Origin of the sequence: Ensifer soli, assembly GCF_041928815.1 — a bacterium.
Classification (GTDB): Bacteria; Pseudomonadota; Alphaproteobacteria; order Rhizobiales; family Rhizobiaceae; genus JBHFEI01.
Genome location: NZ_JBHFEI010000004.1, coordinates 23,779 through 43,253 on the forward strand (window position 1 = coordinate 23,779; position 19,475 = coordinate 43,253).

The following is a 19,475-nucleotide window of genomic DNA, read 5'->3' on the forward strand; positions in this document are numbered from 1 at the left end:
CATGCCGATTCTCCTTTCGAACGCCGACGCGCGGCGCCTCTTCCTCGCCCGCCAGGGGCTTTCCGCGCCGCCGAACCGCGCGCTCGGCAAGGCGGGCCTGCTCGATCTCATAGAGGCGATCGGCTTCGTCCAGGTCGACAGCATCGCCACCGTCGAGCGCGCCCATCACCACATCCTCTTTTCCCGCAACCAGACCTACCGCCGCGAGCACCTGACGGCGCTGCTGGAGGAGGACCGGGCGCTCTTCGAGCACTGGACGCACGACGCCTCGATCATCCCGACCGCCTTCTATCGCTACTGGAAGCACCGCTTCCGCCGCGAGGAGGCGACGATCCTTGAGCGCTGGCGCAGGTGGCGCGAGCCCGGCTTCGAGGCCGCCTTCGACCAGACGCTTGCCGGAATCGTCGAGAACGGCGCGGTGCTTTCGCGCGACTTCAAGCACGAGGACCACGTCTCGGGCGGCTGGTGGAACTGGCATCCCTCGAAGACGGCGCTCGAATATCTCTGGCGCACCGGCAGGGTGGCGATCGCGCGGCGCGACAATTTCCAGAAGGTCTACGACCTCACCGAGCGGGTGATCCCGCGCCATCACCACGAAGACGAGGTCGACCACGACGCCTTTGTCGACTGGTGCTGCTCGGCCGCGCTCGACCGGCTCGGCTTCGCCACCCATGGCGAGCTTGCCGCCTTCTTCGCCCTGATCTCCCCGGAGGAGGCGAAGGCCTGGGTCGCGGCCAACCGCGACCGGCTGGTGGACCTCCTCGTCGCGCCCGCGGACGGCGCCAGGCCGCGCGCCTCCTTCGCCTGGGCGGGTTTTCCCGAGACCCTCGGCGCCATACCCGAACCGCCGGACCGGATCCGCACGCTGAGCCCCTTCGATCCGCTGCTGCGCGACCGCAACCGTGCCGAACGGCTGTTCGGATTCAATTACCGTATCGAGATCTTCGTGCCGGAGCCGAAGCGGCAATACGGCTACTACGTCTTCCCGCTGCTTGAAGGCGACCGGATGATCGGCCGCATCGACATGAAGGCAGAGCGCAAGGCGGGCGTGCTCGCGGTGAAGCGGCTCTGGCTGGAGCCCGGCGTCAGGGCCTCGGCGGGGCGGCTGGCGAAGCTCGATGCGGAACTGGCGCGTGTGGCGAGGTTCTCGGGGCTCGAACGCGTAAAATATCTCGACGGCTGGCGGAGTTAGGCATCGTTTCTATCATCCGCCGGAGCTTTGTCCGACGGCGGGCGGTCCTTACGGCCAAAAATCTTCCCGTTGAATATGTGCGTGCAGCAGGTGTGGCGCGGCTCCATCTCGGCTGCCCAAAGCGTCGGATCAACCATCATAGGAAAGGTGTTGCCATCGACATAGAGACCGCTGAAATCGCTGCTCTCGTCTGTCCTGACGATCGCCTGCCGCTCCCTGCCGCTATGGGTAACGAGAATGAAGATCCTTTCCGGATCGTCGATGCCGTGCCACCGCTTGGCTATGGACGGCATCCCACTCCCGACCGACGCGGGAGATCAGCAAGCGGCAGAGCGGCGTATAGTCCAGCCCGTGGCGATGGTTCGAATGCATCGAGCCGCGCGAAGACCTATTCTGCCCGTTGCCTTACCGCTCCCGTCCCGTCTGGCCGCGATCGCGCAGATAGTGGTCGGCGATGGTGCAGGCGAGCATCGCCTCGCCGATCGGCACGGCGCGGATGCCGACGCAGGGGTCGTGGCGGCCCTTGGTGCGGATATCGACCTCCTTGCCGTCCGAATCGACCGAGCGGCGCTCGGTCAGGATCGACGAGGTCGGCTTGATGGCGAAGCGGGCGACGACCGGCTGGCCCGTGGCGATGCCGCCGAGGATGCCGCCGGCATGGTTCGACAGGAAGACCGGGCGGCCGTCGGCACCGATGCGCATCTCGTCGGCATTCTCCTCGCCGGTGATCTCGGCGGCGGCGAAGCCGTTGCCGATCTCCACGCCCTTGACCGCGTTGATCGACATCAGGTTGGCGGCGATGTCCTGGTCGAGCTTGGCGTAGATCGGCGCGCCGATCCCTGCCGGCACCCCTTCCGCCACCACCTCGACCACGGCGCCGATCGAGGAGCCGGCCTTGCGGATGCCGTCGAGATACTCTTCCCACACCGGCACGATTGCCGGATCGGGGGCGAAGAAGGGGTTGCGGTTGACCTCCTCCCAGTCCCAGTTGTCGCGGTTGATCGCGTGCCTGCCGATCTGCACCAGCGCGCCGCGCACGACGAGGCCGGGCACGACCTTGCGGGCGAGGCCGCCGGCGGCGACCCGCGCCGCCGTCTCGCGCGCCGAGGAACGGCCGCCGCCGCGATAGTCGCGGATGCCGTATTTCACGTCATAGGTGAAATCGGCATGGCCGGGCCGATAGCTTTTGGCGATCTCGGAATAGTCCTTCGAGCGCTGGTCGGTGTTCTCGATCATCATCGAGACCGGCGTGCCGGTCGTCACCAGCGTCTCCCCGTCGGCATCGGGCATGACGCCGGAGAGCACGCGCACCAGGTCGTCCTCGCGGCGCTGGGTGACGAAGCGCGACTGGCCGGGCTTGCGCCGGTCGAGCCAGACCTGCAGTTCGGAAAGGGTGAAGCGGATGCCGGGCGGGCAGCCGTCGACGACGCAGCCGAGCGCCGGCCCGTGGCTTTCGCCCCAGGTGGTGACGCGGAACAGGTGACCGAAGGTGTTGTGCGACATGGATGCGCCCGGAACCGTTGACAGACGCGCCCGCTCTAGAGCATCGCGGCCGAAACGACAATCGCCTTGTGGCGGCGCGCCGGCGCTTACGAGGCGAGCTTCAGCGCCTCCTGGCCGGCGAAACGGGCGAGGTCCTCCGGGCTCAGCGGCCGGGCGAAGGCATAGCCCTGCAGAAGGTCGCAGCCGAAGAGGCCGAGCATTTCCGCATGCGCGAAGGATTCGACGCCTTCCGCCACCGTCTCGACGCCGAGCGAGCGGCCGATGTCGATGATCGAGCGGATCAGCCCCTGCTGCTTCTTCGAGCCGAGGATCGGCGCCACGAGCTGGCGGTCGATCTTCAGCCGCTTCGGCTTGATCTTCAGCAGGCTGACGATCGAGGTGTGGCCCGTGCCGAAATCGTCGATCTCGATGTCGATGCCGCGCCGCTTGATCGCCGCGATGTTGGCGGTCACCCGGTCGTCGCTCTCGTCGAGGAAGATCGATTCGACCAGCTCGAAGGCGATCTTGCCGGGCGCGATCTGCAGCCCGTCGAGCGCGTGAAGCAGGGTCGCGTCGGACAGCCTGCGGGCCGACACGTTGACGGAGATTTTCGGGATGACGATGCCGTCCGCCTGCCAGCGCCGGTCGTCGGCGAGCGCCTTTTCCAGCACGATCCGGTCGAGCGTCGCGGTGACGTTCAGTTCCTCGGCGATCGGCAGGAACCTGTCGGGTGTCAGGAGCCCGTCGCGCGGATGCTGCCAGCGGATGAGCGCCTCGACGCCGGCGAGCGTCAGCGTCGTCGCGTCGAATTGCGGCTGGTACCAGACGACGAACTGGTCCTTTTCGATGCCCTCGAGAATGTCGTCGGCGATGCGCTTGTTGCGGATGACTTCGGCCTGCAGGAATTCGGTGAAGAATTCATGCCGGTTGCGGCCGCTCTCCTTGGCACGGTAGAGCGCGATGTCGGCGTTGACGAGCAGCCTCGATGCCTCGACCGGCGTGTCGCGCGCGACCGCGATGCCGATGCTGACGCCGAAGCGGCAGGGAAACCCGTTATAGTCGACGGGCTGGCGCATCCGGCCGATGATGCGTTCCGAGAGTGCGGCGAGATAGGTCTTGTTCGGCGCGTCGGTGACGACGAGGACGAATTCGTCGCCGCCGATCCGGGCGACGATGTCGCCCTTGCGCACATTGGCCCCGAGGATCCCCGCCGCATGCACGAGCATCGCGTCGCCGGCGGCGTGGCCGAGCGTGTCGTTGATCTGCTTGAACCGGTCGAGGTCGATGTGGAGGATGGCGACGTTGGAAAGCCCCGTGTCTCCGCCGAGTTCCGCGAGCTTCATGTCGAGCATGCGGCGGTTGCCGAGGCCGGTCAGCGGATCGTGCAGCGCGTTGTGGACGATCTGGTCGCGCGTGCGTTCCAGCTCGGCGTTGCGGGCGTCGGCGAGCGCCTTGGCCGAGAGCAGTTCCTCCGTCAGCGAGACGTCGTCGGTCACGTCCCAGGCGATCCCGGTCATCCGCTCGCCTCCGTCGGCGCAGCGGTAGACCGAGCCGACGGTGCGGATGTGGCGGACGCTGCCGTCGGCGCGCAGCACCCGGTATTGCGAGCGGTATTCCTCGCCGTCGTCGAGGGTGCGCAGCAGCGAGAGCGATGCGGAGCGCATGTCGGCCGGATGCACGCTCGCGCGCCACGCCTCGAAGGTCGGATGGGGATTGTCCGGCGCCAGCCCGTGCAGGTCGAGCATGCGGTTGTCCCAGCTGCGCTTCTGGGTGGCGAGATCGATTTCCCAGATGCCGATGCGCGAGGCGTTGAGCGCCATGTCGAGGCGGCGCGACAGGCTGAGCAGTTCCTCGTCGCGCACGCGCAGCCGGGCGAGGTTGCGCTGGCGCTCGCTGATCAGGTTACCGGTCAGCACGATCGGCAGCACGACGACGAGCACGGCGAGCAGGATGATGAGCCGGATCGTGTCGCCATTGTCGGGCGCCTGCGCCCAACCGTCCTTCGGCAGCGCGCCGAGCTGCCAGGTGCCGCCCGGTAGGGCCAGGGAGCGCAGGACCGGCGACTGGTCGAAGAGGGCGCCGTCGCCGAAGAACGCATCCTGCACATGGTCGGCGAGCGAGGCGTCGCGGATGGCGAGACGGATGCCGTCGCCGCCCTCGATGCCGTGCAGCGCGGCCTCGGAGGCTTTCCGTTCGCCGCCGAGCCCTGCATTGCGGTAGAACGGCCGCTCGGCGATCGCGGCCTCGACGAAGCCCCAGAACACCGGCTCGCCGCTGCGCATGGTGAAGACCGGATAGTAGACGGTGAAGCCCCTTTCGCCGCTCGGCAGGCGGACAGGACCGTCGATCACGGGCTTGGCCTTCTGCCGCGCCCGGTCGGTGACCGCGCGCAACGAGGAGAAGCGCGTGAGATCGGTGCCGGGTGCCTTTCCGCTCGTCGCCGGGAAACTCATCGAGACGACCCCTCCCGGCGCGGCGCTGATGCGGCTGATCTGGCTGTTCTGGACGAGGATCTTTGTCGCGATGCGCTCGAAGACGGCCCTCTCCATGAACGGCTCGACCGAGAGGCTGTTGACGAGACCGCGCAGGGCCGACATCGAGCCGCGCACCTCTGCGCCGAGCCGGGTCGCCACGAGGTCGAGTTCGGTCTCGACGCTGTTCTTCAGGCGGATCTGGAAATTCTGCTCGTTCTGCGCGCTGAAGAGCACACCGCCGGTGACGATGACGCAGGCGGCGATGGCCGCCGGCACGAAGGAGGGTTTGACGAAGCGGATGAGAGAAAGGGCCGTGAGCCGCAGATTTTCAACGCGTTTCAACGCTTTCGAGACCCCTTGCACCGACGTTCGCGCCCCCTCCGGCACGGTAGGAGGCAGGTCTTAATTTTGCATTGCGGGATGACGGCCTGGCCGCCCGAGCGCACCGGCAATGGTTGATCTTTCGTTAAACACCGCTTGCCTTTTTCAGGCCCGCAGGGTTTCACTCTTGCCGCCGTCGTGGCCGGAGCTTCGCCGGAATGTCATCGCGCCGGGCGATTTTCGCCACAATCCGGGACCAGAAGGGATCGCACCAATGGCAGACAAACATGCTCGGGGAATCACGATGCGCTTCATCATCGCCGCTTTGCTGGGCGCCGCCGGCCTCCTCTCCCCCTTCTCCGCGGTGGCGGAGAGCGCCGATGTCGAGGCGGTGATCACCGATGTCGACACCGAACGGCTGAGCCTGTCGCTCGACGACGGCAAGAGCTACCAGGCGCCCGAGGAATTCAATTTCGAAGGGTTGAAGGCGGGCGTGAAGGTGATCGTCTTCTACACCGAGGTCGACGGCAAGCGCGTCATCAACGATCTCGAGGTCGTGCAGTAGGCGAGCGCGATCGCCGCACGGTTACTGCTGGACGAAGGCATCGCGGCCCTCGGCATCGGCCGGAGATGCACCGTCTCATCGTTCGCGGCACCGTCGGACGCCGAAACGATCCCGATCCCGCCGGACCTTCGCAAGAGCGCGCCGCGACCCTTCAGATCCGCTTTCGATCATCGTTCTTCCGCAAGGCCGACGCACGGTTGCGGGGAACGCGCTTCAGATCCAGGTCAGCGCGCCGTTGTCGGAAACGAGGATGCGATCCTGCGGGATTGGCGCGACGGAGGCCTCGTCGGAGGCCATGTGGCCGGACAGCTTGAACATCGAGCGGATGACGCCGCCATGGCAGACGCAGACCGTCGGCCGGTCGACGCCGTCGAGCCAGTCGCGGATGCGGTGCGACAAGATCTCGTAGCTTTCCGCCGTTTCGCCCGGCGGCACGAAGTCCCATTTGGACGCCTCGCGCGCCGCTACCAGGTCCGGCGCGCGCGCCTCGATCTCGGCGAGCGTGTTGCCTTCCCAGTCGCCGAAGGAGACCTCCTTCAGCCGCGCATCCAGCCGGTAGGCGGCGGGATCGAGGCCGATGGCGGCACGCAGCCGCTCCATCGTCTCGCGCGTGCGGCCGAGCGGGCTGGAGACGAAGTCGAACGCGTCGACGCGGCCGCCGAGCACCTTGGCGAGCGCCCGGCCGTTGGCCGTCGCCTGCGCCCGGCCGGTGTCGTTCAGCGGGATGTCCTTCTGTCCCTGGAGACGCCCTTCCGCGTTCCAGTCCGTCTGACCGTGTCGTATCAGGTAGATGAGCAAGCGGGTCGCTCCGCGAGAGGCAGGAGAAGGGGAGGGCGCCGTTCCTTCGGGACCGTCAGTCCTTGACGACGGAGATGTCCGGCGCGTCCACCGCCTTCATGCCGACGACATGATAGCCGCTGTCGGCATGGTGCACCTCGCCGGTCACGGAGCGCGACAGGTCGGAGAGCATATAGAGACCGACATCGCCGACCTCCTCGATGGTGACCGTGCGGCGCAGCGGCGCGTTGTACTCGTTCCACTTGAGGATGTAGCGGAAGTCGCCGATGCCCGAGGCGGCAAGCGTCTTGATCGGCCCGGCCGAAATCGCGTTGACCCGGATGTTCTTCGGCCCGAGGTCGACGGCGAGGTATTTCACGCTCGCCTCCAGCGCCGCCTTCGCGACACCCATGACGTTGTAGTTCGGCATCACCTTCTCGGCGCCATAATAGGTCATGGTCAGCATCGAGCCGCCGTCCGTCATCAGCTTTTCCGCGCGCCGCGCGATCGAGGTGAAGGAGAAGACCGAGATCTGCATCGTCTTGGCGAAATTTTCCGGCGAGGTATCGACGTAACGTCCGGTCAGCTCGTCCTTGTCGGAAAAGCCGATGGCATGCACGACGAAGTCGATCTTGCCCCAGAGGGCCGCCAGATGGTCGAACACGGCATCGATCGTCGCCTCGTCGCTGACGTCGCAATGGCCGGCAAGCACGCCGCCGAGTTCCGCGGCCAGCGGCTCCACCCGCTTCTTCAGCGCGTCGCCCTGATAGGTGAAGGCGATCTCGGCACCCTGCTGATGAAGAGCCTTGGCAATCCCCCAGGCGATCGAACGATTGTTTGCCACGCCGAGGATGACGCCGCGCTTGCCACTCATCAGACCGGATGCCTGTGCCATGGTATATCCCCAATACTTTCAACATGCCCGGCCGTACCGCGGGACGGGTATACGCAAACGAGACCGTGCGGGAGGAGAGCCTGCGGCATTCCGGCGCGGAAATGTCCGAAGCCTATGGCATAGGCGCCGGACCGGTTCAAGCGCGGCCGGGATCAGGAACTGTAAGTTCCCGTAACAAAGGGTCAGGCGCCCGAAGCCTGTAGCGATCCCCCAGATTCGCCTGTCGGCTTCAGGCCTTCGCTTTCAAGCGTGTCTTTTCGCAAGACCGCCGCACGCTTTTGCGAGCCATGCTTCAAAGATAGAGCCCCTCGCGCAGGCTGCGCATCAGGTCGGTCATCTTGTCGTCGGGCTTTTCCCACAGCATCAGGCGGAGTTCGACGAACAGCGTGCCGCGCCGGCCGGCTTCGTCGGCGAGGCCGCGGCCGGGAAGCGGGATGACATGGCCCGAATTGGACCAGGGCGGAACGGTGACGACGACCGGCCCGTCGAGCGTCTCGACGGCCGTCTCGCAGCCGAGGACGGCGTTCTGGATGTCGATCGGCAGCGTGGTGCGCAGGTCGTGGCCGTCGGTGCGGAAGGCGCCGTCCTTCTCGACGCGCAGCGTCACGACGACGTCGCCGCGGCGCAGGCCCTCGACATGATGGCCCTGCTCCGTCAGCCGCACGACATGGCCGTCGGTGGCGCCGGCGGGAAGGGCGACCTTGACGGTTTCGCCGTCGTCGAGCGTCACGGCGAGGCGCGCGCGGCTGTGGAGATCCTCGACGGTGACCGGCAGGTCGATCGCAAGGTCCGGCACCTTGTTGACGCTTTTGCGCTGCGCGCCGCGGATGCGGCGGACGATGGCGGACACGAGTTCGGCGGCGGGTGCTGCGCCACGCGCGAAAGGGTTCAGCGAGGCGCGCCGCGGCGCTGCCTGCGGCGCCGGCTCCGCATCGGCGGCCTCCGTGAAAGCCTCGGGACGGACGGCCTCCGGGCGCGGCGCGGATCGCGGCGGCGGCTTCTTCTCCTGCTGCCTCGGTTCCTGCGACCTCGTCTCCTGCGGCTTCGGCCGGACGGCGGCGCCGAAGATGCGCTCGATCATCTCCTCGGCCATGTCGGCGTCGACGGGTTCCTCGCCGGCCTCGCGGGCGCTTTTCTGCTTCATCGCCTCCATGCGGCGCAGTTCCGCCTCGCGGCGGGCCTGGTCGTAGCGGGTGCGCAGCCGCGGATCCTTCAGCACCTCGTAGGCGCGGCCCGCTTCGGCGAAGCGCGCGGTCGCCAGCGGATCGTCCGGGTTCTGGTCGGGATGCACGCTCTTCGCCACAGCCCGCCAGGCGGCCTTGATCTCGTCGGGACCGGCATTGCGCCTGACGCCGAGAACGGAATAGGGATCGCGCATCATCTCAACCGCCCTTGAAGCTTGGCCTTTGCCTGTCGGTCCGCAACGCCTTCAACGAGCAGGAGAGGTGCGGGTTCCGTCGGGCGTTCCGGCCTTTTTCGCTTCCTCGACTGTCGGGAAAACTTGCTAAGGATGGGTTATGCGGCCGGGAAGGGCCTGCGCGCCCGGCCCGCGATCCGCCATCTTGGTTAACGGCGGGTGAAAAACCCGGCTCAGCCCTGGCGTTCGAAGCGCGACAGCAGCCATTCGCCCTTGCCCGCCTGGCAGGCGCGGCCGTCGAAGCGGGCGATCCCCTCGTAGGAATGGCGGGTGGTGGTGAAGCTGCGGCAGACGACGCCGTCGGCCCGCTGCTCGCGGATGGCGCTGATCACGCCTGCGCTTCCCGAACTGGCGTTGGCCCAGGGAACGGGGCGGTCCTTCAGGCTGGCGAGGTCGGCGGAGGAGACGGCGTTGCGCACGGTCGCCTCGTCCGAGGTCTCCGCGGGACGCGCGGCGATCGCGCCGGTAGCGATCGACCGGTCGACGCCGCTGGCGAAATCGAGCCCGCCGCCGACGCAGGCGGCAAGCGGCAGGCATGCGACACCGATGCAGGCCGCGCGACCTGCCGCCCGGGCCATCTGCCCCTTTGTCTCCGCGATCCGCTTTGCTATGTGTCGCACGGCATACCTGTGAATGAATCGAGACGCATGCAGGACACGTCGCGCTCCGTGCCGACGGGTCCAGGGCGGCATGGGACGGAGACTATGGGCGTGAACAGCTTAACAAGCGGTGACTTCACCGATGCGAATGATCCCGTTTCGCTCTTCGGCGACTGGCTGACGGAAGCGCAGGCGACCGAGGTCAACGATCCGAGCGCAGTGGCGCTCGGGACGGTCGACGAGGAGGGGATGCCGAACGTGCGCATGGTGCTGCTCAAGGACCACGACGCGCGCGGCTTCGTCTTCTATACGAATTTCGAGAGCGCCAAGGGCCGCGAGATCCTGTCCAGCCGCAAGGCGGCGATGTGCTTCCACTGGAAGACGCTGCGCCGCCAGGTGCGCATCCGGGGTGCCGTCGAGGTCGTCACCGATGCCGAAGCGGACGCCTATTACGACAGCCGCCCGCTGCAGAGCCGCATCGGCGCCTGGGCGTCGAAGCAGTCCCGCCCGCTCGAAAGCCGCTTCGCGCTGGAAAAGGCGGCCGCCGCCTATGCGGCGAAGTTCGCGCTCGGCGCCGTGCCGCGTCCGGAGCACTGGTCGGGTTTTCGCGTGATGCCGGAGACGATCGAGTTCTGGAAGGACGGCGCCTTCCGCCTGCACGACCGCATCGTCTTTGCGCGCGACGGCGAGGGCTGGTCGAAGACGCGGCTCTATCCGTAACGCGCGCCCCCTCGCGCACGTCCGGCGAATCCTGGTTCTCCGGACGTGTTCTCTTCTTTTGTTCCCGCCGCCTTGTCCGACGCCGAAGCGATCCCGCTTCGGCTCGACATGCCCCGCGCTCAGTCCCTCGCGCCCATCAGGCGGAAGGGAATGCCGGAGGCGAGCGCGGCAACCGCGCCGGCGCTCTGGAAATAGCCGTTGAGCGAGATGCGCGGCAGGCCGGTCAGCCTTTCCTGCAGGCGGAGCGTGCCCGGCCGGGTCAGCACGCCGACCGAAAGCCCGGCCTCTTCGGCGAGCGCGGCTTCGCGGTCGCCGGCCGCCGCCCGGTCGCCATAGGGATAGGCGATCGTCGTCGGCCTCCGACCGGTGATCGCCTCGACCGTCATGATGGACCCCTCGATCTCCGCGAGCGCCTCGTCGCGCGGCAGTCGGGCCAGCGCCCGATGGCTGACCGTGTGCGCGCCGAGGCTTGCCAGCGGATCGGCGGCAAGCCGGGCGAGCCCTTCCACATCAAGCGTCAGCGCGCCGATCAGTGCCAGCGGGTCGATGCCGTGCTGCCGGGCCGCGGCGTCGATCCGGGCGACGGCCTCCGCCTCGTCGATGCCGTGGACGAAGGCGGCCAGCCGATCGAACGCCGCCTGTTTGCCGCGCGAGGTCGCAAGCTCAAGCCTCTCCGGGCCCGAGCCGAAATCGAAGGCGAGGTGGTCGATGCCGGACAGAAGCCGGTCGAGCGTCTGCCACCAGGCGCCGTGGCTGCGCTCGACGAAGCCCTTGGTGACGAAGACGGTGTAGGGCACCCCGTGCCGTCGGAACACCGGCGCCGCATGCTCGAGATTGTCGCGATAGCCGTCGTCGAGGGTGAAGGCGGCGAGGGGCGGGCCCTGCGGCTCCGACAGAAGGGCGGGCAGGGCATCGAGCGCGACGAAGCGGTAGCCTGTCCGCTTCAGCGTCAGGATCGCTGTGTCGAGGAAGTCCGGCGTGATGTCCAGATGCGCGTTCGGCGCAAAGGCGGCCGCGACCTTCGGTCGCACATGATGGAGCGTGAAGATCGCGCCGCGCCCGCGCGCGGCAGCCATCAGGCCGAAACCCGCCACGACACCCGAGGCGGCGAGCCCCGCGGCGATCACGCATCGTTTCAACTGCCGCTTCACGCGCAAGGACCTCCGAGACCCGACGGGCGCTATTGAGACAGAGGCGCGTTAAGCCTTGCTTAAATCAGGTGCGCGTGCCGCCGACGGTGGTCTCGGTCATCTTCAGGTGCGGCTGGCCGACGCCGACCGGCACCCACTGCCCGCCCTTGCCGCAATTGCCGATGCCGGTGTCGAGCTTCGAATCATTGCCGATCATGGTGATGCGCTTCATCGCGTCCGGCCCGTTGCCAATCAGCATCGCACCCTTGACCGGGGTCGTCACTCGGCCGTTCTCGATGAGATAGGCCTCGGTGCAGCTGAAGACGAACTTGCCTGAGGTGATGTCGACCTGGCCGCCGCCGAAGGAGACGGCATAGATACCCTTCTTCACCGAGGCGATCATCTCCTCCGGCTCATGGCTGCCGGAGAGCATGTAGGTGTTGGTCATGCGCGGCATCGGCTGGTAGGCATAGCCCTGACGGCGGCCGTTGCCGGTCGGCTGCATGCCCATCAGGCGCGCGTTCTGCCGGTCCTGCATGTAGCCGACGAGCCGGCCGTCCTCGATCAGGACATTGTAGGCGGACGGCGTGCCCTCGTCGTCGATGGTGATCGAGCCGCGCCGCTCGGCGATCGTGCCGTCGTCGACGACGGTGACGCCCTTGGCCGCCACCTGCGTGCCGATCAGCCCGGCGAAGGCGGAGGTCTTCTTGCGGTTGAAGTCGCCCTCCAGCCCGTGGCCGACCGCCTCGTGCAGCATCACCCCCGGCCAGCCGTTCGCCAGCACCACGTCCATGCTGCCGGCCGGCGCGTCGACGGCGGAGAGATTGACGAGCGCCTGGCGCAGCGCCTCGTCGGCGCCGGCCTTCCAGTCGTGCTCGCCGATGAAAGCGTTGAAACCCATGCGCCCGCCGGTGCCGAAGGAGCCCGATTCCTGCCGGTCTCCCTCGCCGGTGACGACGGAGATGTTCAGCCGCGTCATCGGCCGGACATCCTCGACGCGATGGCCGTCGGCGCGCAGGATCTCTATTTTCTGGTGGCTGGCGGCGATCGAGACCGACACCTGGCGCACGCGCGGGTCGGTGTCGCGCAGATAGGCGTCGATGTCGGCGAGCAGCTTCGCCTTCGCCTCGAAGGAAGGTTCGCCGATCGGGTTCTCGTCGCCGTAGAGCCGAGTGTTGGTCCCGCGCGGCGGCTCGGCATAGGTGCCTGCCCGCCCGCGCGCCACTTCCTTCACCGCGTCCGACGCGCGCTTCAGCGCCGAGAGGCTCATCTCGCCGGAATGGGCATAGCCGACCGCCTCGCCGGACACCGCGCGCAGCCCAAAACCCTGGTCGGTGTTGAAGCTGCCGCCCTTCAGGCGGCCATTGTCGAAGGTCAGCGATTCGGACTGGATCTGCTCGACGAAGAGTTCGCCGTCGTCCGCGCCGGCAAGCGTGTCGGCGAGGCTGGCGCGCACGGCCGCCTCGTCGACATCGAAGAGGGAGATCAGATCGGCAGCCATGGGGAACTCCATTGGAACGGGCGGATGCGGCCGTATGTAAGGAGTGGTCCGGCGCCTGGCAACCCGAGGGGCCGATCCGGCAGGCGCGCTCAGGGCAGCTTGTCGTAGCCTTCGCCGAAGCCGGAAAGATCGACGGGGATGCCGATGCCTTCTTCCGGCGACTGGAAGACGATGAAGGTCGCGGTCGCGCCGGCGCGGAAGGTCTTCAGCAGTTCCTCCTCCAGCACCACCTCGGCATAGCAGCCGTCGGAGAAGCAGCGGACGAAATAGGCGCGGCCGATGTCCTTGCCGTCGACATTGAGGCCGAGGCCGTTCGGAAGCAGCACGCCGAGCGGCGCGAGGACGCGCAGGATGCGGGCCTTGCGGTCGGCGGTCTTCAGCACGACGACGGAAAGCCCGACCTCCGGCCGGTCGTCGGCAATCACGTTCTGCATCAGCGCGCATTGCTCGGAGGAGGCGCCCGGCGGCTTGTCGCAGATGATCGACCAGGCGCCGTGATTGGACTTGACCGTGCCCGGCTGCTGCGCGGCCGCGCCCGTCGAGAACGCGCCGGCGGCGAACGCGGCGAGAACGGCCGCGTGCGTCAGGCGGGACAGCGGACGAAGGGACAGGCCCATGGACACCTCGAGTACCGTTAATGCCGAATCAAACCGTTGTATTCATGAAGGGAGCCCGTTCAAATGAAAAGCCCCGCATGCTAGGGGAGGGCAGTTTCGCGGCAGGATGTGGCGGAAATCCGTCCGTCAATGGCCGCGCGGCGGCTCGCGCGGAAATGCCGCACGACACTGTCGGCTGAAGTGTTGCGGCCCGGCTGAATCTGTGGTTTGACACGCGTCATTATAGTAGGGATTCTGCGTGTTGGTTTGATCTGGATCAAGCGCTGATGGGAGACACATTCGTGAAAAACAAGGCTATCGCGTTTCTGGCGGCGCTGGGCGGCGGGCTTTTTGCCTCGGCGGCCCATGCCGACAAGCCGGTCGACTGGCAGCTCGGCCTGCAGCCGGCGGCGACCGGCATCATGGAAGAGGTCCGCTGGTTCGAGCACTACACGCTGTGGTTCATCGTTCCGATCACGCTCTTCGTGCTGGCCCTGCTGATCGTCGTCGTCGTCAAGTTCCGCGCCAGCGCCAATCCGGTGCCATCGAAGACCAGCCACAACACCGCGATCGAGGTGGTCTGGACGCTCGGTCCGGTCGTCATCCTGCTCTTCCTCGCCGTTCCTTCCTTCCAGCTCCTCACCGCCCAGCTCACGCCGCCGCCGAACCCGGACCTGACCATCAAGGCGACCGGCAACCAGTGGTACTGGTCCTACGAGTATGAGGCCGGCGAGAACCCGCTGTCCTTCGACAGCCTGCTCCTGAAGGATGTCGACCGCGCTTCCTTCGGCAAGGAGGACAAGGCCGCCTATCCGCATCTGCTCGCCGTCGACAACGACATCGTCGTGCCGGTCGGCAAGACCGTGCGCCTGCTCGTCACCGCCGCCGACGTCATCCATGCCTTCGCCATGCCGGCCTTCGGCGTGAAGATCGATGCCATTCCGGGCCGCCTCAACGAGACCTGGTTCAAGGCGGACCGCGAAGGCCTCTATTACGGCCAGTGTTCCGAGCTCTGCGGCAAGGATCACGCCTATATGCCGATCGCCATCCGCGTGGTGGCGCAGGACAAGTACGACGCCTGGTTCGCCGCCGCCGGCAGCAATCTCGGCGAAGCCAACAAGGCGCTGATCGCCTCGGCGGACGGGGCGGCCAAGACCGTCACCGTTGCCGAGAACGTCGCAGAATAATCCGAAGGGGAGTAGGATCCATGGCCGGAACAGCCGCTCATCGCGATCACCACGATCATGCCGGGCATGATCACCACGACGACCATGCCCACAAGCCGCTGACCTTCTTCCAGCGCTGGTTCCTGTCCACCAACCACAAGGACATCGGTACGCTCTACTTGATCTTCGCGATCATCGCCGGCCTGATCGGCGGCACGCTCTCCGTCGTCATGCGCATGGAGCTGCAGGAGCCGGGTATCCAGATCTTCCACGGCCTCGCCTCGATGGTCTACGGCTTCGAAGGCGATGCCGCGATCGACGGCGGCAAGCACATGTACAACGTCTTCACGACGGCCCATGCGCTGATCATGATCTTCTTCATGGTCATGCCGGCGCTGATCGGCGGTTTCGCCAACTGGATGGTGCCGATCATGATCGGCGCGCCGGACATGGCCTTCCCGCGGATGAACAACATCTCGTTCTGGCTGATCATCCCGGCCTTCCTGCTGGTACTGCTCTCGATGTTCGTCGAGGGTCCGGCCGGTGCCTATGGCGCGGGTGGGGGCTGGACGATCTATCCGCCCTTCTCGACATCCGGACAGCCCGGACCTGCGATGGACTTCGTCATCCTCGGCCTGCACATCGCCGGTGCCTCGTCGATCCTCGGCGCGATCAACTTCATCACCACCATCCTCAACATGCGCGCCCCGGGCATGACGCTGCACAAGATGCCGCTCTTCGCCTGGTCGGTGCTGATCACCGCCTTCCTGCTGCTGCTGTCGCTGCCGGTTCTCGCAGGCGGCATCACCATGCTGCTCACCGACCGCAACTTCGGCACGACCTTCTTCACGCCGGACGGCGGCGGCGACCCGATCCTGTTCCAGCACCTGTTCTGGTTCTTCGGCCACCCGGAAGTCTACATCCTGATCCTGCCCGGCTTCGGCATCATCAGCCACATCGTCTCGACCTTCTCGCGCAAGCCGGTCTTCGGCTATCTCGGCATGGCCTATGCGATGGTGGCGATCGGCGCCGTCGGCTTCATCGTCTGGGCGCACCACATGTACACGGTCGGCATGTCGCTCAACACGCAGCGCTACTTCGTCTTCGCCACGATGGTCATCGCCGTTCCGACCGGCGTGAAGATCTTCTCCTGGATCGCGACGATGTGGGGCGGCTCGATCTCGTTCCGTACGCCGATGATCTGGGCGATCGGCTTCATCTTCCTGTTCACCGTCGGCGGCGTCACCGGCGTGCAGCTCGCCAATGCCGGCCTCGACCGGGCGCTGCACGACACCTACTACGTCGTCGCCCACTTCCACTACGTGCTCTCGCTCGGCGCCGTCTTCGCCATCTTCGCCGCCTGGTACTACTGGTTCCCGAAGATGTTCGGCTACATGTACAACGAGAAGATCGCCAACGCGCACTTCTGGGTCATGTTCGTCGGCGTCAACCTGGTGTTCTTCCCGCAGCACTTCCTCGGCCTGGCCGGCATGCCGCGCCGTTACGTCGATTATCCGGATGCGTTCGCGGGCTGGAACATGGTCTCGTCCTATGGCTCCTACATCGCCGCGATCGGCGTGCTGATCTTCCTCTACGGCGTCTGGGAGGCCTTCTCCAAGAAGCGTCTCGCCGGCGACAATCCGTGGGGCGCGGGTGCCTCGACGCTCGAATGGCAGCTGTCCTCGCCGCCGCCGTTCCACCAGTGGGAACAGCTGCCGCGCATCAAGTAAGACCCATCGAGGATCATCCGGGGCCGCCCGCAAGGCGGCCCCGGCCTGAAAGGCGGGCTTTGGGCCCCGCAAGGTGCCGCCCGCCGGGCCGGCGCCCGAGGAGACCGGACATGACGATCATCAACAGCCAGGATCTGGACGGCGGGGTGCGCTTCTCCGAAGCGACGGCTGGCGATTACTGGGCGCTGCTGAAACCGCGGGTGATGTCGCTCGTCGTCTTCACCGCCGTTGCCGGCATCGTGCTGGCGCCTGGCCATATCCATCCGCTGATCGGCCTCATCGCCGTGCTCTGCATCGCCGTCGGCGCCGGGGCGTCCGGCGCGCTCAACATGTGGTACGACGCCGACATCGACGCGGTGATGAGCCGCACTGCCTCGCGGCCCGTTCCCGCCGGCCGGATCCAGCCGGTCGAGGCGCTCGCCTTCGGCGTGACGCTGTCGGCCTTTTCCGTCTGCATCCTCGGCCTTGCGGTCAACTGGGCCGCCGCCGCGCTCCTCGCCTTCACCATCTTCTTCTACGCCGTTGTCTATACGATGTGGCTGAAGCGCTCGACGCCGCAGAACATCGTCATCGGCGGTGCTGCCGGCGCCTTCCCGCCGATGATCGGCTGGGCCTGCGTCACCGGCTCGGTGTCGATCGAGAGCGTGGTACTCTTCCTCATCACCTTCCTGTGGACGCCGCCGCATTTCTGGGCGCTCGCCCTCTTCAAGATGCGCGACTACGGCGCCGCCGGCATCCCGATGATGCCGAATGTGCGCGGCGAGGCCTCGACCAAGCGCCAGATGCTGGTCTATGCCGTGCTGACCGCCTTGATCGGCATCTGTCCCGCCGTGCTCGGCTTCGCGAGCACCGGCTACGGCATCTTCGCCGGCCTTATCGGCCTCGGTTTCGTCTGGTATTCGGTGCGGGTCTGGCGGATGCCGGAGGAGGACCGCGCCATGGTGCCGGCCAAGCGCCTCTTCGCCTTTTCGATCTTCTACCTGTTCGCGATCTTCGCCGGCCTGATGCTGGACCGGCTGGTCGCCTCTCTCATCGCCGGGAGCATGCTGGCATGATCGAGACCGTCAAGCTCACCGAGGCGCAGAAGCGCTCCCGCCGCGGTCGCAACATCGCGCTCGCCGTGGTGCTCGTCGCGCTGGTGGTGATGTTCTACGCCATCACCATCGTCAAGTTCAGCGGCGGGATGGCGTCATGAGCGGCCCTGTGAACGACACGGGAAAGGCGTCGCAGTCGCGCTCCCACACGGTGGTCGCGGCCTCCTGCGTCGCCTTCGTCGCGGCGATGGTCGGCATGGCCTATGCCGCCGTGCCGCTCTACGACATGTTCTGCCGCGTCACCGGCTATAACGGCACGACGCAGCGCGTCGAGCAGATGTCCGACACGATCCTCGACCGCAAGGTCACGGTGACCTTCGACGCCAATACCGGCGGCGGGTTGCCTTGGGAGTTCAAGCCGGTCAGCCGCGAGATCTCGCTCCGGATCGGCGAGACGGTGCAGGTCGCCTACACGGCGCGCAACATCGCCTCCGTGCCGACGACCGGCCAGGCGGTCTACAACGTCACGCCGATGCAGGTCGGCGCCTATTTCAACAAGGTGCAGTGCTTCTGCTTCACCGAGACGACGCTCCAGCCGGGCGAGGAGATGGAGATGCCGGTGGTCTTCTTCGTCGATCCGGAAATGGTCAACGCGGTGGAGACCGCGGGCATCAATACGATAACCTTGTCCTACACCTTCTATCCGCGCGAGCCGTCGAAGCCGGTGGCCGAACTTGATACCGGCGCGGAGCGGACGGTGGACGGCAAACTTTGACGGCATGCCGGCTCCGGTGCTACGGAGAGGCAAGAGAATGATCGGGGACGAGTGACATGGCCGACGCGCACAGCAAGAATCACGACTATCACATCATAGATCCGAGCCCCTGGCCGCTGCTGTCGTCGATCGGCGCCTTCGTGCTGGCCTTCGGCGGCATCGGCTACATGCGCTATCTCTCCGGCGGCTCGCTGCACCTCTTCGGCCTCGACTGGGCGCATCCGTGGGTGTTCTTCATCGGCCTCGTCATCGTTCTCTACAGCATGTATGCCTGGTGGGCGGACACGATCAAGGAGGCGCATGAGGGTCACCACACCCGCGTCGTGTCGCTGCACCTGCGCTACGGCATGATCATGTTCATCGCGTCGGAAGTGATGTTCTTCGTCGCGTGGTTCTGGGCCTATTTCGACGCCAGCCTGTTCCCGGGCGAGGCGATCCAGGCGACGCGCACCGCCTTCACCGGCGGCGTCTGGCCGCCGAAGGGCACCGAGGTTCTCGATCCCTGGCACCTGCCGCTCTACAACACCGTCATCCTGCTGCTTTCCGGCACGACGGTCACCTGGGCGCACCATGCGCTGCTCCACAACGACCGCAAGGGCCTCGTCTACGGCCTGACGCTGACCGTGCTGCTCGGCGTGCTGTTCAGCTACGTCCAGTATTACGAATATGCCCACGCGCCCTTCGCTTTCAAGGACTCGATCTACGGCGCGACCTTCTTCATGTCGACCGGCTTCCACGGCTTCCACGTCCTGGTCGGCACGATCTTCCTGCTGGTCTGCCTGATCCGGGCGCTGCGCGGCGACTTCACCCCGAAGCAGCATTTCGGCTTCGAGGCCGCCGCCTGGTACTGGCACTTCGTCGACGTGGTCTGGCTGTTCCTGTTCTTCTCGATCTACATCTGGGGCGGCTGGGGCGCGCCCGTGCACGGCTGATCGGCAGCACGGATTTTTTTGAAGACATGGAAAGGGCGGCTGTTGCGGGTGGCCGCCCTTTTCCGTTCACGATCGTCCGGTATTCCGGCGGCATCGCGGCATCGCGGCATCGCGGCATCGCGGCATCGCGGCATCGCGGCAGGGAAGGGATGCGGGACGGGACGTCGGT

At 66.7% G+C, this 19,475-nt stretch carries 19 protein-coding genes; 9 read left to right on the forward strand and 10 right to left on the reverse strand.

What is annotated here, in order from left to right:
- Position 1: 1 nt before the first annotated feature.
- Positions 2–1,192 (forward strand): winged helix-turn-helix domain-containing protein, encoded by a 1,191-nt coding sequence (locus ACEVQ6_RS07175; RefSeq protein WP_374888253.1) that lies wholly within the window; start codon positions 2–4, stop codon positions 1,190–1,192.
- Here the strand turns inward: ACEVQ6_RS07175 and ACEVQ6_RS07180 are convergent.
- The 3 genes from ACEVQ6_RS07180 to ACEVQ6_RS07190 form a co-directional block, all read right to left on the reverse strand.
- A complete protein-coding gene (locus ACEVQ6_RS07180) occupies positions 1,189–1,485 on the reverse strand; it encodes a hypothetical protein (protein ID WP_374888254.1) in 297 nt (98 codons plus the stop codon). The two genes, ACEVQ6_RS07175 and ACEVQ6_RS07180, sit on opposite strands and share 4 nt — an antisense overlap.
- A gap of 112 nt (positions 1,486–1,597) precedes the next feature.
- A complete protein-coding gene (gene aroC, locus ACEVQ6_RS07185; protein WP_374888255.1) occupies positions 1,598–2,695 on the reverse strand; it encodes a chorismate synthase in 1,098 nt (365 codons plus the stop codon).
- An 86-nt stretch (positions 2,696–2,781) separates the two neighbouring features.
- The gene (locus ACEVQ6_RS07190) at positions 2,782–5,490 is read right to left on the reverse strand and encodes a bifunctional diguanylate cyclase/phosphodiesterase (protein ID WP_374888256.1); all 2,709 of its coding nucleotides are present in this window, start codon (positions 5,488–5,490) and stop codon (positions 2,782–2,784) included.
- Positions 5,491–5,773: 283 nt separating this feature from the next.
- Between ACEVQ6_RS07190 and ACEVQ6_RS07195 the strand changes: the two genes are divergently transcribed.
- Positions 5,774–6,034 carry a DUF1344 domain-containing protein gene (locus ACEVQ6_RS07195; protein ID WP_374888257.1) on the forward strand — a complete coding sequence of 87 codons (261 nt, stop codon included), beginning with the start codon at positions 5,774–5,776 and terminating at the stop codon, positions 6,032–6,034.
- A 213-nt stretch (positions 6,035–6,247) separates the two neighbouring features.
- On the opposite strand, the gene ACEVQ6_RS07200 is transcribed toward ACEVQ6_RS07195, so the two are convergent.
- The 4 genes from ACEVQ6_RS07200 to ACEVQ6_RS07215 all read right to left on the reverse strand — a co-directional run bounded on the left by ACEVQ6_RS07200 (position 6,248) and on the right by ACEVQ6_RS07215 (position 9,743).
- On the reverse strand, positions 6,248–6,832 hold the full coding sequence (locus tag ACEVQ6_RS07200) for a histidine phosphatase family protein (protein WP_374888258.1): 585 nt from the start codon (positions 6,830–6,832) through the stop codon (positions 6,248–6,250).
- Positions 6,833–6,887: 55 nt separating this feature from the next.
- On the reverse strand, positions 6,888–7,706 hold the full coding sequence (fabI, locus tag ACEVQ6_RS07205) for an enoyl-ACP reductase FabI (RefSeq protein ID WP_374888259.1): 819 nt from the start codon (positions 7,704–7,706) through the stop codon (positions 6,888–6,890).
- Between the two features lie 292 nt (positions 7,707–7,998).
- On the reverse strand, positions 7,999–9,084 hold the full coding sequence (locus ACEVQ6_RS07210) for a DnaJ C-terminal domain-containing protein (protein ID WP_374888579.1): 1,086 nt from the start codon (positions 9,082–9,084) through the stop codon (positions 7,999–8,001).
- 212 nt (positions 9,085–9,296) lie between these two features.
- On the reverse strand, positions 9,297–9,743 hold the full coding sequence (locus ACEVQ6_RS07215) for an RT0821/Lpp0805 family surface protein (protein WP_374888260.1): 447 nt from the start codon (positions 9,741–9,743) through the stop codon (positions 9,297–9,299).
- Positions 9,744–9,827: 84 nt separating this feature from the next.
- Between ACEVQ6_RS07215 and pdxH the strand changes: the two genes are divergently transcribed.
- Positions 9,828–10,442, forward strand: coding sequence for a pyridoxamine 5'-phosphate oxidase (gene pdxH / locus ACEVQ6_RS07220; RefSeq protein ID WP_374888261.1), 615 nt, complete (start codon positions 9,828–9,830; stop codon positions 10,440–10,442).
- A gap of 119 nt (positions 10,443–10,561) precedes the next feature.
- Here the strand turns inward: pdxH and ACEVQ6_RS07225 are convergent, their stop codons facing one another.
- From ACEVQ6_RS07225 to ACEVQ6_RS07235, 3 genes are all read right to left on the reverse strand, one after another.
- On the reverse strand, positions 10,562–11,599 hold the full coding sequence (locus tag ACEVQ6_RS07225; protein WP_374888262.1) for a polysaccharide deacetylase family protein: 1,038 nt from the start codon (positions 11,597–11,599) through the stop codon (positions 10,562–10,564).
- Positions 11,600–11,657: 58 nt separating this feature from the next.
- The gene (tldD, locus tag ACEVQ6_RS07230; protein ID WP_374888263.1) at positions 11,658–13,073 is read right to left on the reverse strand and encodes a metalloprotease TldD; all 1,416 of its coding nucleotides are present in this window, start codon (positions 13,071–13,073) and stop codon (positions 11,658–11,660) included.
- A gap of 89 nt (positions 13,074–13,162) precedes the next feature.
- On the reverse strand, positions 13,163–13,690 hold the full coding sequence (locus ACEVQ6_RS07235; protein WP_374888264.1) for an invasion associated locus B family protein: 528 nt from the start codon (positions 13,688–13,690) through the stop codon (positions 13,163–13,165).
- Between the two features lie 281 nt (positions 13,691–13,971).
- On the opposite strand from ACEVQ6_RS07235, the gene coxB reads away from it, so the two are divergent.
- The 6 genes from coxB to ACEVQ6_RS07265 all read left to right on the forward strand — a co-directional run bounded on the left by coxB (position 13,972) and on the right by ACEVQ6_RS07265 (position 19,306).
- Positions 13,972–14,856, forward strand: coding sequence for a cytochrome c oxidase subunit II (coxB, locus tag ACEVQ6_RS07240; RefSeq protein ID WP_374888265.1), 885 nt, complete (start codon positions 13,972–13,974; stop codon positions 14,854–14,856).
- A 20-nt stretch (positions 14,857–14,876) separates the two neighbouring features.
- Positions 14,877–16,565 (forward strand): cytochrome c oxidase subunit I, encoded by a 1,689-nt coding sequence (ctaD, locus tag ACEVQ6_RS07245; RefSeq protein ID WP_374888266.1) that lies wholly within the window; start codon positions 14,877–14,879, stop codon positions 16,563–16,565.
- Positions 16,566–16,675: 110 nt separating this feature from the next.
- Positions 16,676–17,620 (forward strand): heme o synthase, encoded by a 945-nt coding sequence (locus ACEVQ6_RS07250; protein WP_374888267.1) that lies wholly within the window; start codon positions 16,676–16,678, stop codon positions 17,618–17,620.
- On the forward strand, positions 17,617–17,760 hold the full coding sequence (locus tag ACEVQ6_RS07255; protein WP_374888593.1) for a hypothetical protein: 144 nt from the start codon (positions 17,617–17,619) through the stop codon (positions 17,758–17,760). Before ACEVQ6_RS07250 ends, ACEVQ6_RS07255 begins: the two co-directional genes overlap by 4 nt.
- Positions 17,757–18,374 (forward strand): cytochrome c oxidase assembly protein, encoded by a 618-nt coding sequence (locus ACEVQ6_RS07260; RefSeq protein ID WP_374888268.1) that lies wholly within the window; start codon positions 17,757–17,759, stop codon positions 18,372–18,374. Before ACEVQ6_RS07255 ends, ACEVQ6_RS07260 begins: the two co-directional genes overlap by 4 nt.
- A 56-nt stretch (positions 18,375–18,430) precedes the next feature.
- Positions 18,431–19,306 carry a cytochrome c oxidase subunit 3 gene (locus ACEVQ6_RS07265; protein ID WP_374888269.1) on the forward strand — a complete coding sequence of 292 codons (876 nt, stop codon included), beginning with the start codon at positions 18,431–18,433 and terminating at the stop codon, positions 19,304–19,306.
- Positions 19,307–19,475 lie beyond the last annotated feature (169 nt).

Excerpts from the sequence above, each read along its gene's own strand:
- ACEVQ6_RS07175 (WP_374888253.1), top strand. The coding sequence starts at position 2 with ATGCCGATTCTCCTTTCGAACGCCGACGCGCGGCGCCTCTTCCTCGCC.
- ACEVQ6_RS07180 (WP_374888254.1), bottom strand. The coding sequence starts at position 1,485 with ATGCCGTCCATAGCCAAGCGGTGGCACGGCATCGACGATCCGGAAAGG.
- aroC (WP_374888255.1), bottom strand. The coding sequence starts at position 2,695 with ATGTCGCACAACACCTTCGGTCACCTGTTCCGCGTCACCACCTGGGGC.
- ACEVQ6_RS07195 (WP_374888257.1), top strand. The coding sequence starts at position 5,774 with ATGCGCTTCATCATCGCCGCTTTGCTGGGCGCCGCCGGCCTCCTCTCC.
- fabI (WP_374888259.1), bottom strand. The coding sequence starts at position 7,706 with ATGGCACAGGCATCCGGTCTGATGAGTGGCAAGCGCGGCGTCATCCTC.
- ACEVQ6_RS07210 (WP_374888579.1), bottom strand. The coding sequence starts at position 9,084 with ATGCGCGATCCCTATTCCGTTCTCGGCGTCAGGCGCAATGCCGGTCCC.
- pdxH (WP_374888261.1), top strand. The coding sequence starts at position 9,828 with ATGGGCGTGAACAGCTTAACAAGCGGTGACTTCACCGATGCGAATGAT.
- tldD (WP_374888263.1), bottom strand. The coding sequence starts at position 13,073 with ATGGCTGCCGATCTGATCTCCCTCTTCGATGTCGACGAGGCGGCCGTG.
- ACEVQ6_RS07235 (WP_374888264.1), bottom strand. The coding sequence starts at position 13,690 with ATGGGCCTGTCCCTTCGTCCGCTGTCCCGCCTGACGCACGCGGCCGTT.
- ctaD (WP_374888266.1), top strand. The coding sequence starts at position 14,877 with ATGGCCGGAACAGCCGCTCATCGCGATCACCACGATCATGCCGGGCAT.
- ACEVQ6_RS07250 (WP_374888267.1), top strand. The coding sequence starts at position 16,676 with ATGACGATCATCAACAGCCAGGATCTGGACGGCGGGGTGCGCTTCTCC.
- ACEVQ6_RS07255 (WP_374888593.1), top strand. The coding sequence starts at position 17,617 with ATGATCGAGACCGTCAAGCTCACCGAGGCGCAGAAGCGCTCCCGCCGC.
- ACEVQ6_RS07260 (WP_374888268.1), top strand. The coding sequence starts at position 17,757 with ATGAGCGGCCCTGTGAACGACACGGGAAAGGCGTCGCAGTCGCGCTCC.
- ACEVQ6_RS07265 (WP_374888269.1), top strand. The coding sequence starts at position 18,431 with ATGGCCGACGCGCACAGCAAGAATCACGACTATCACATCATAGATCCG.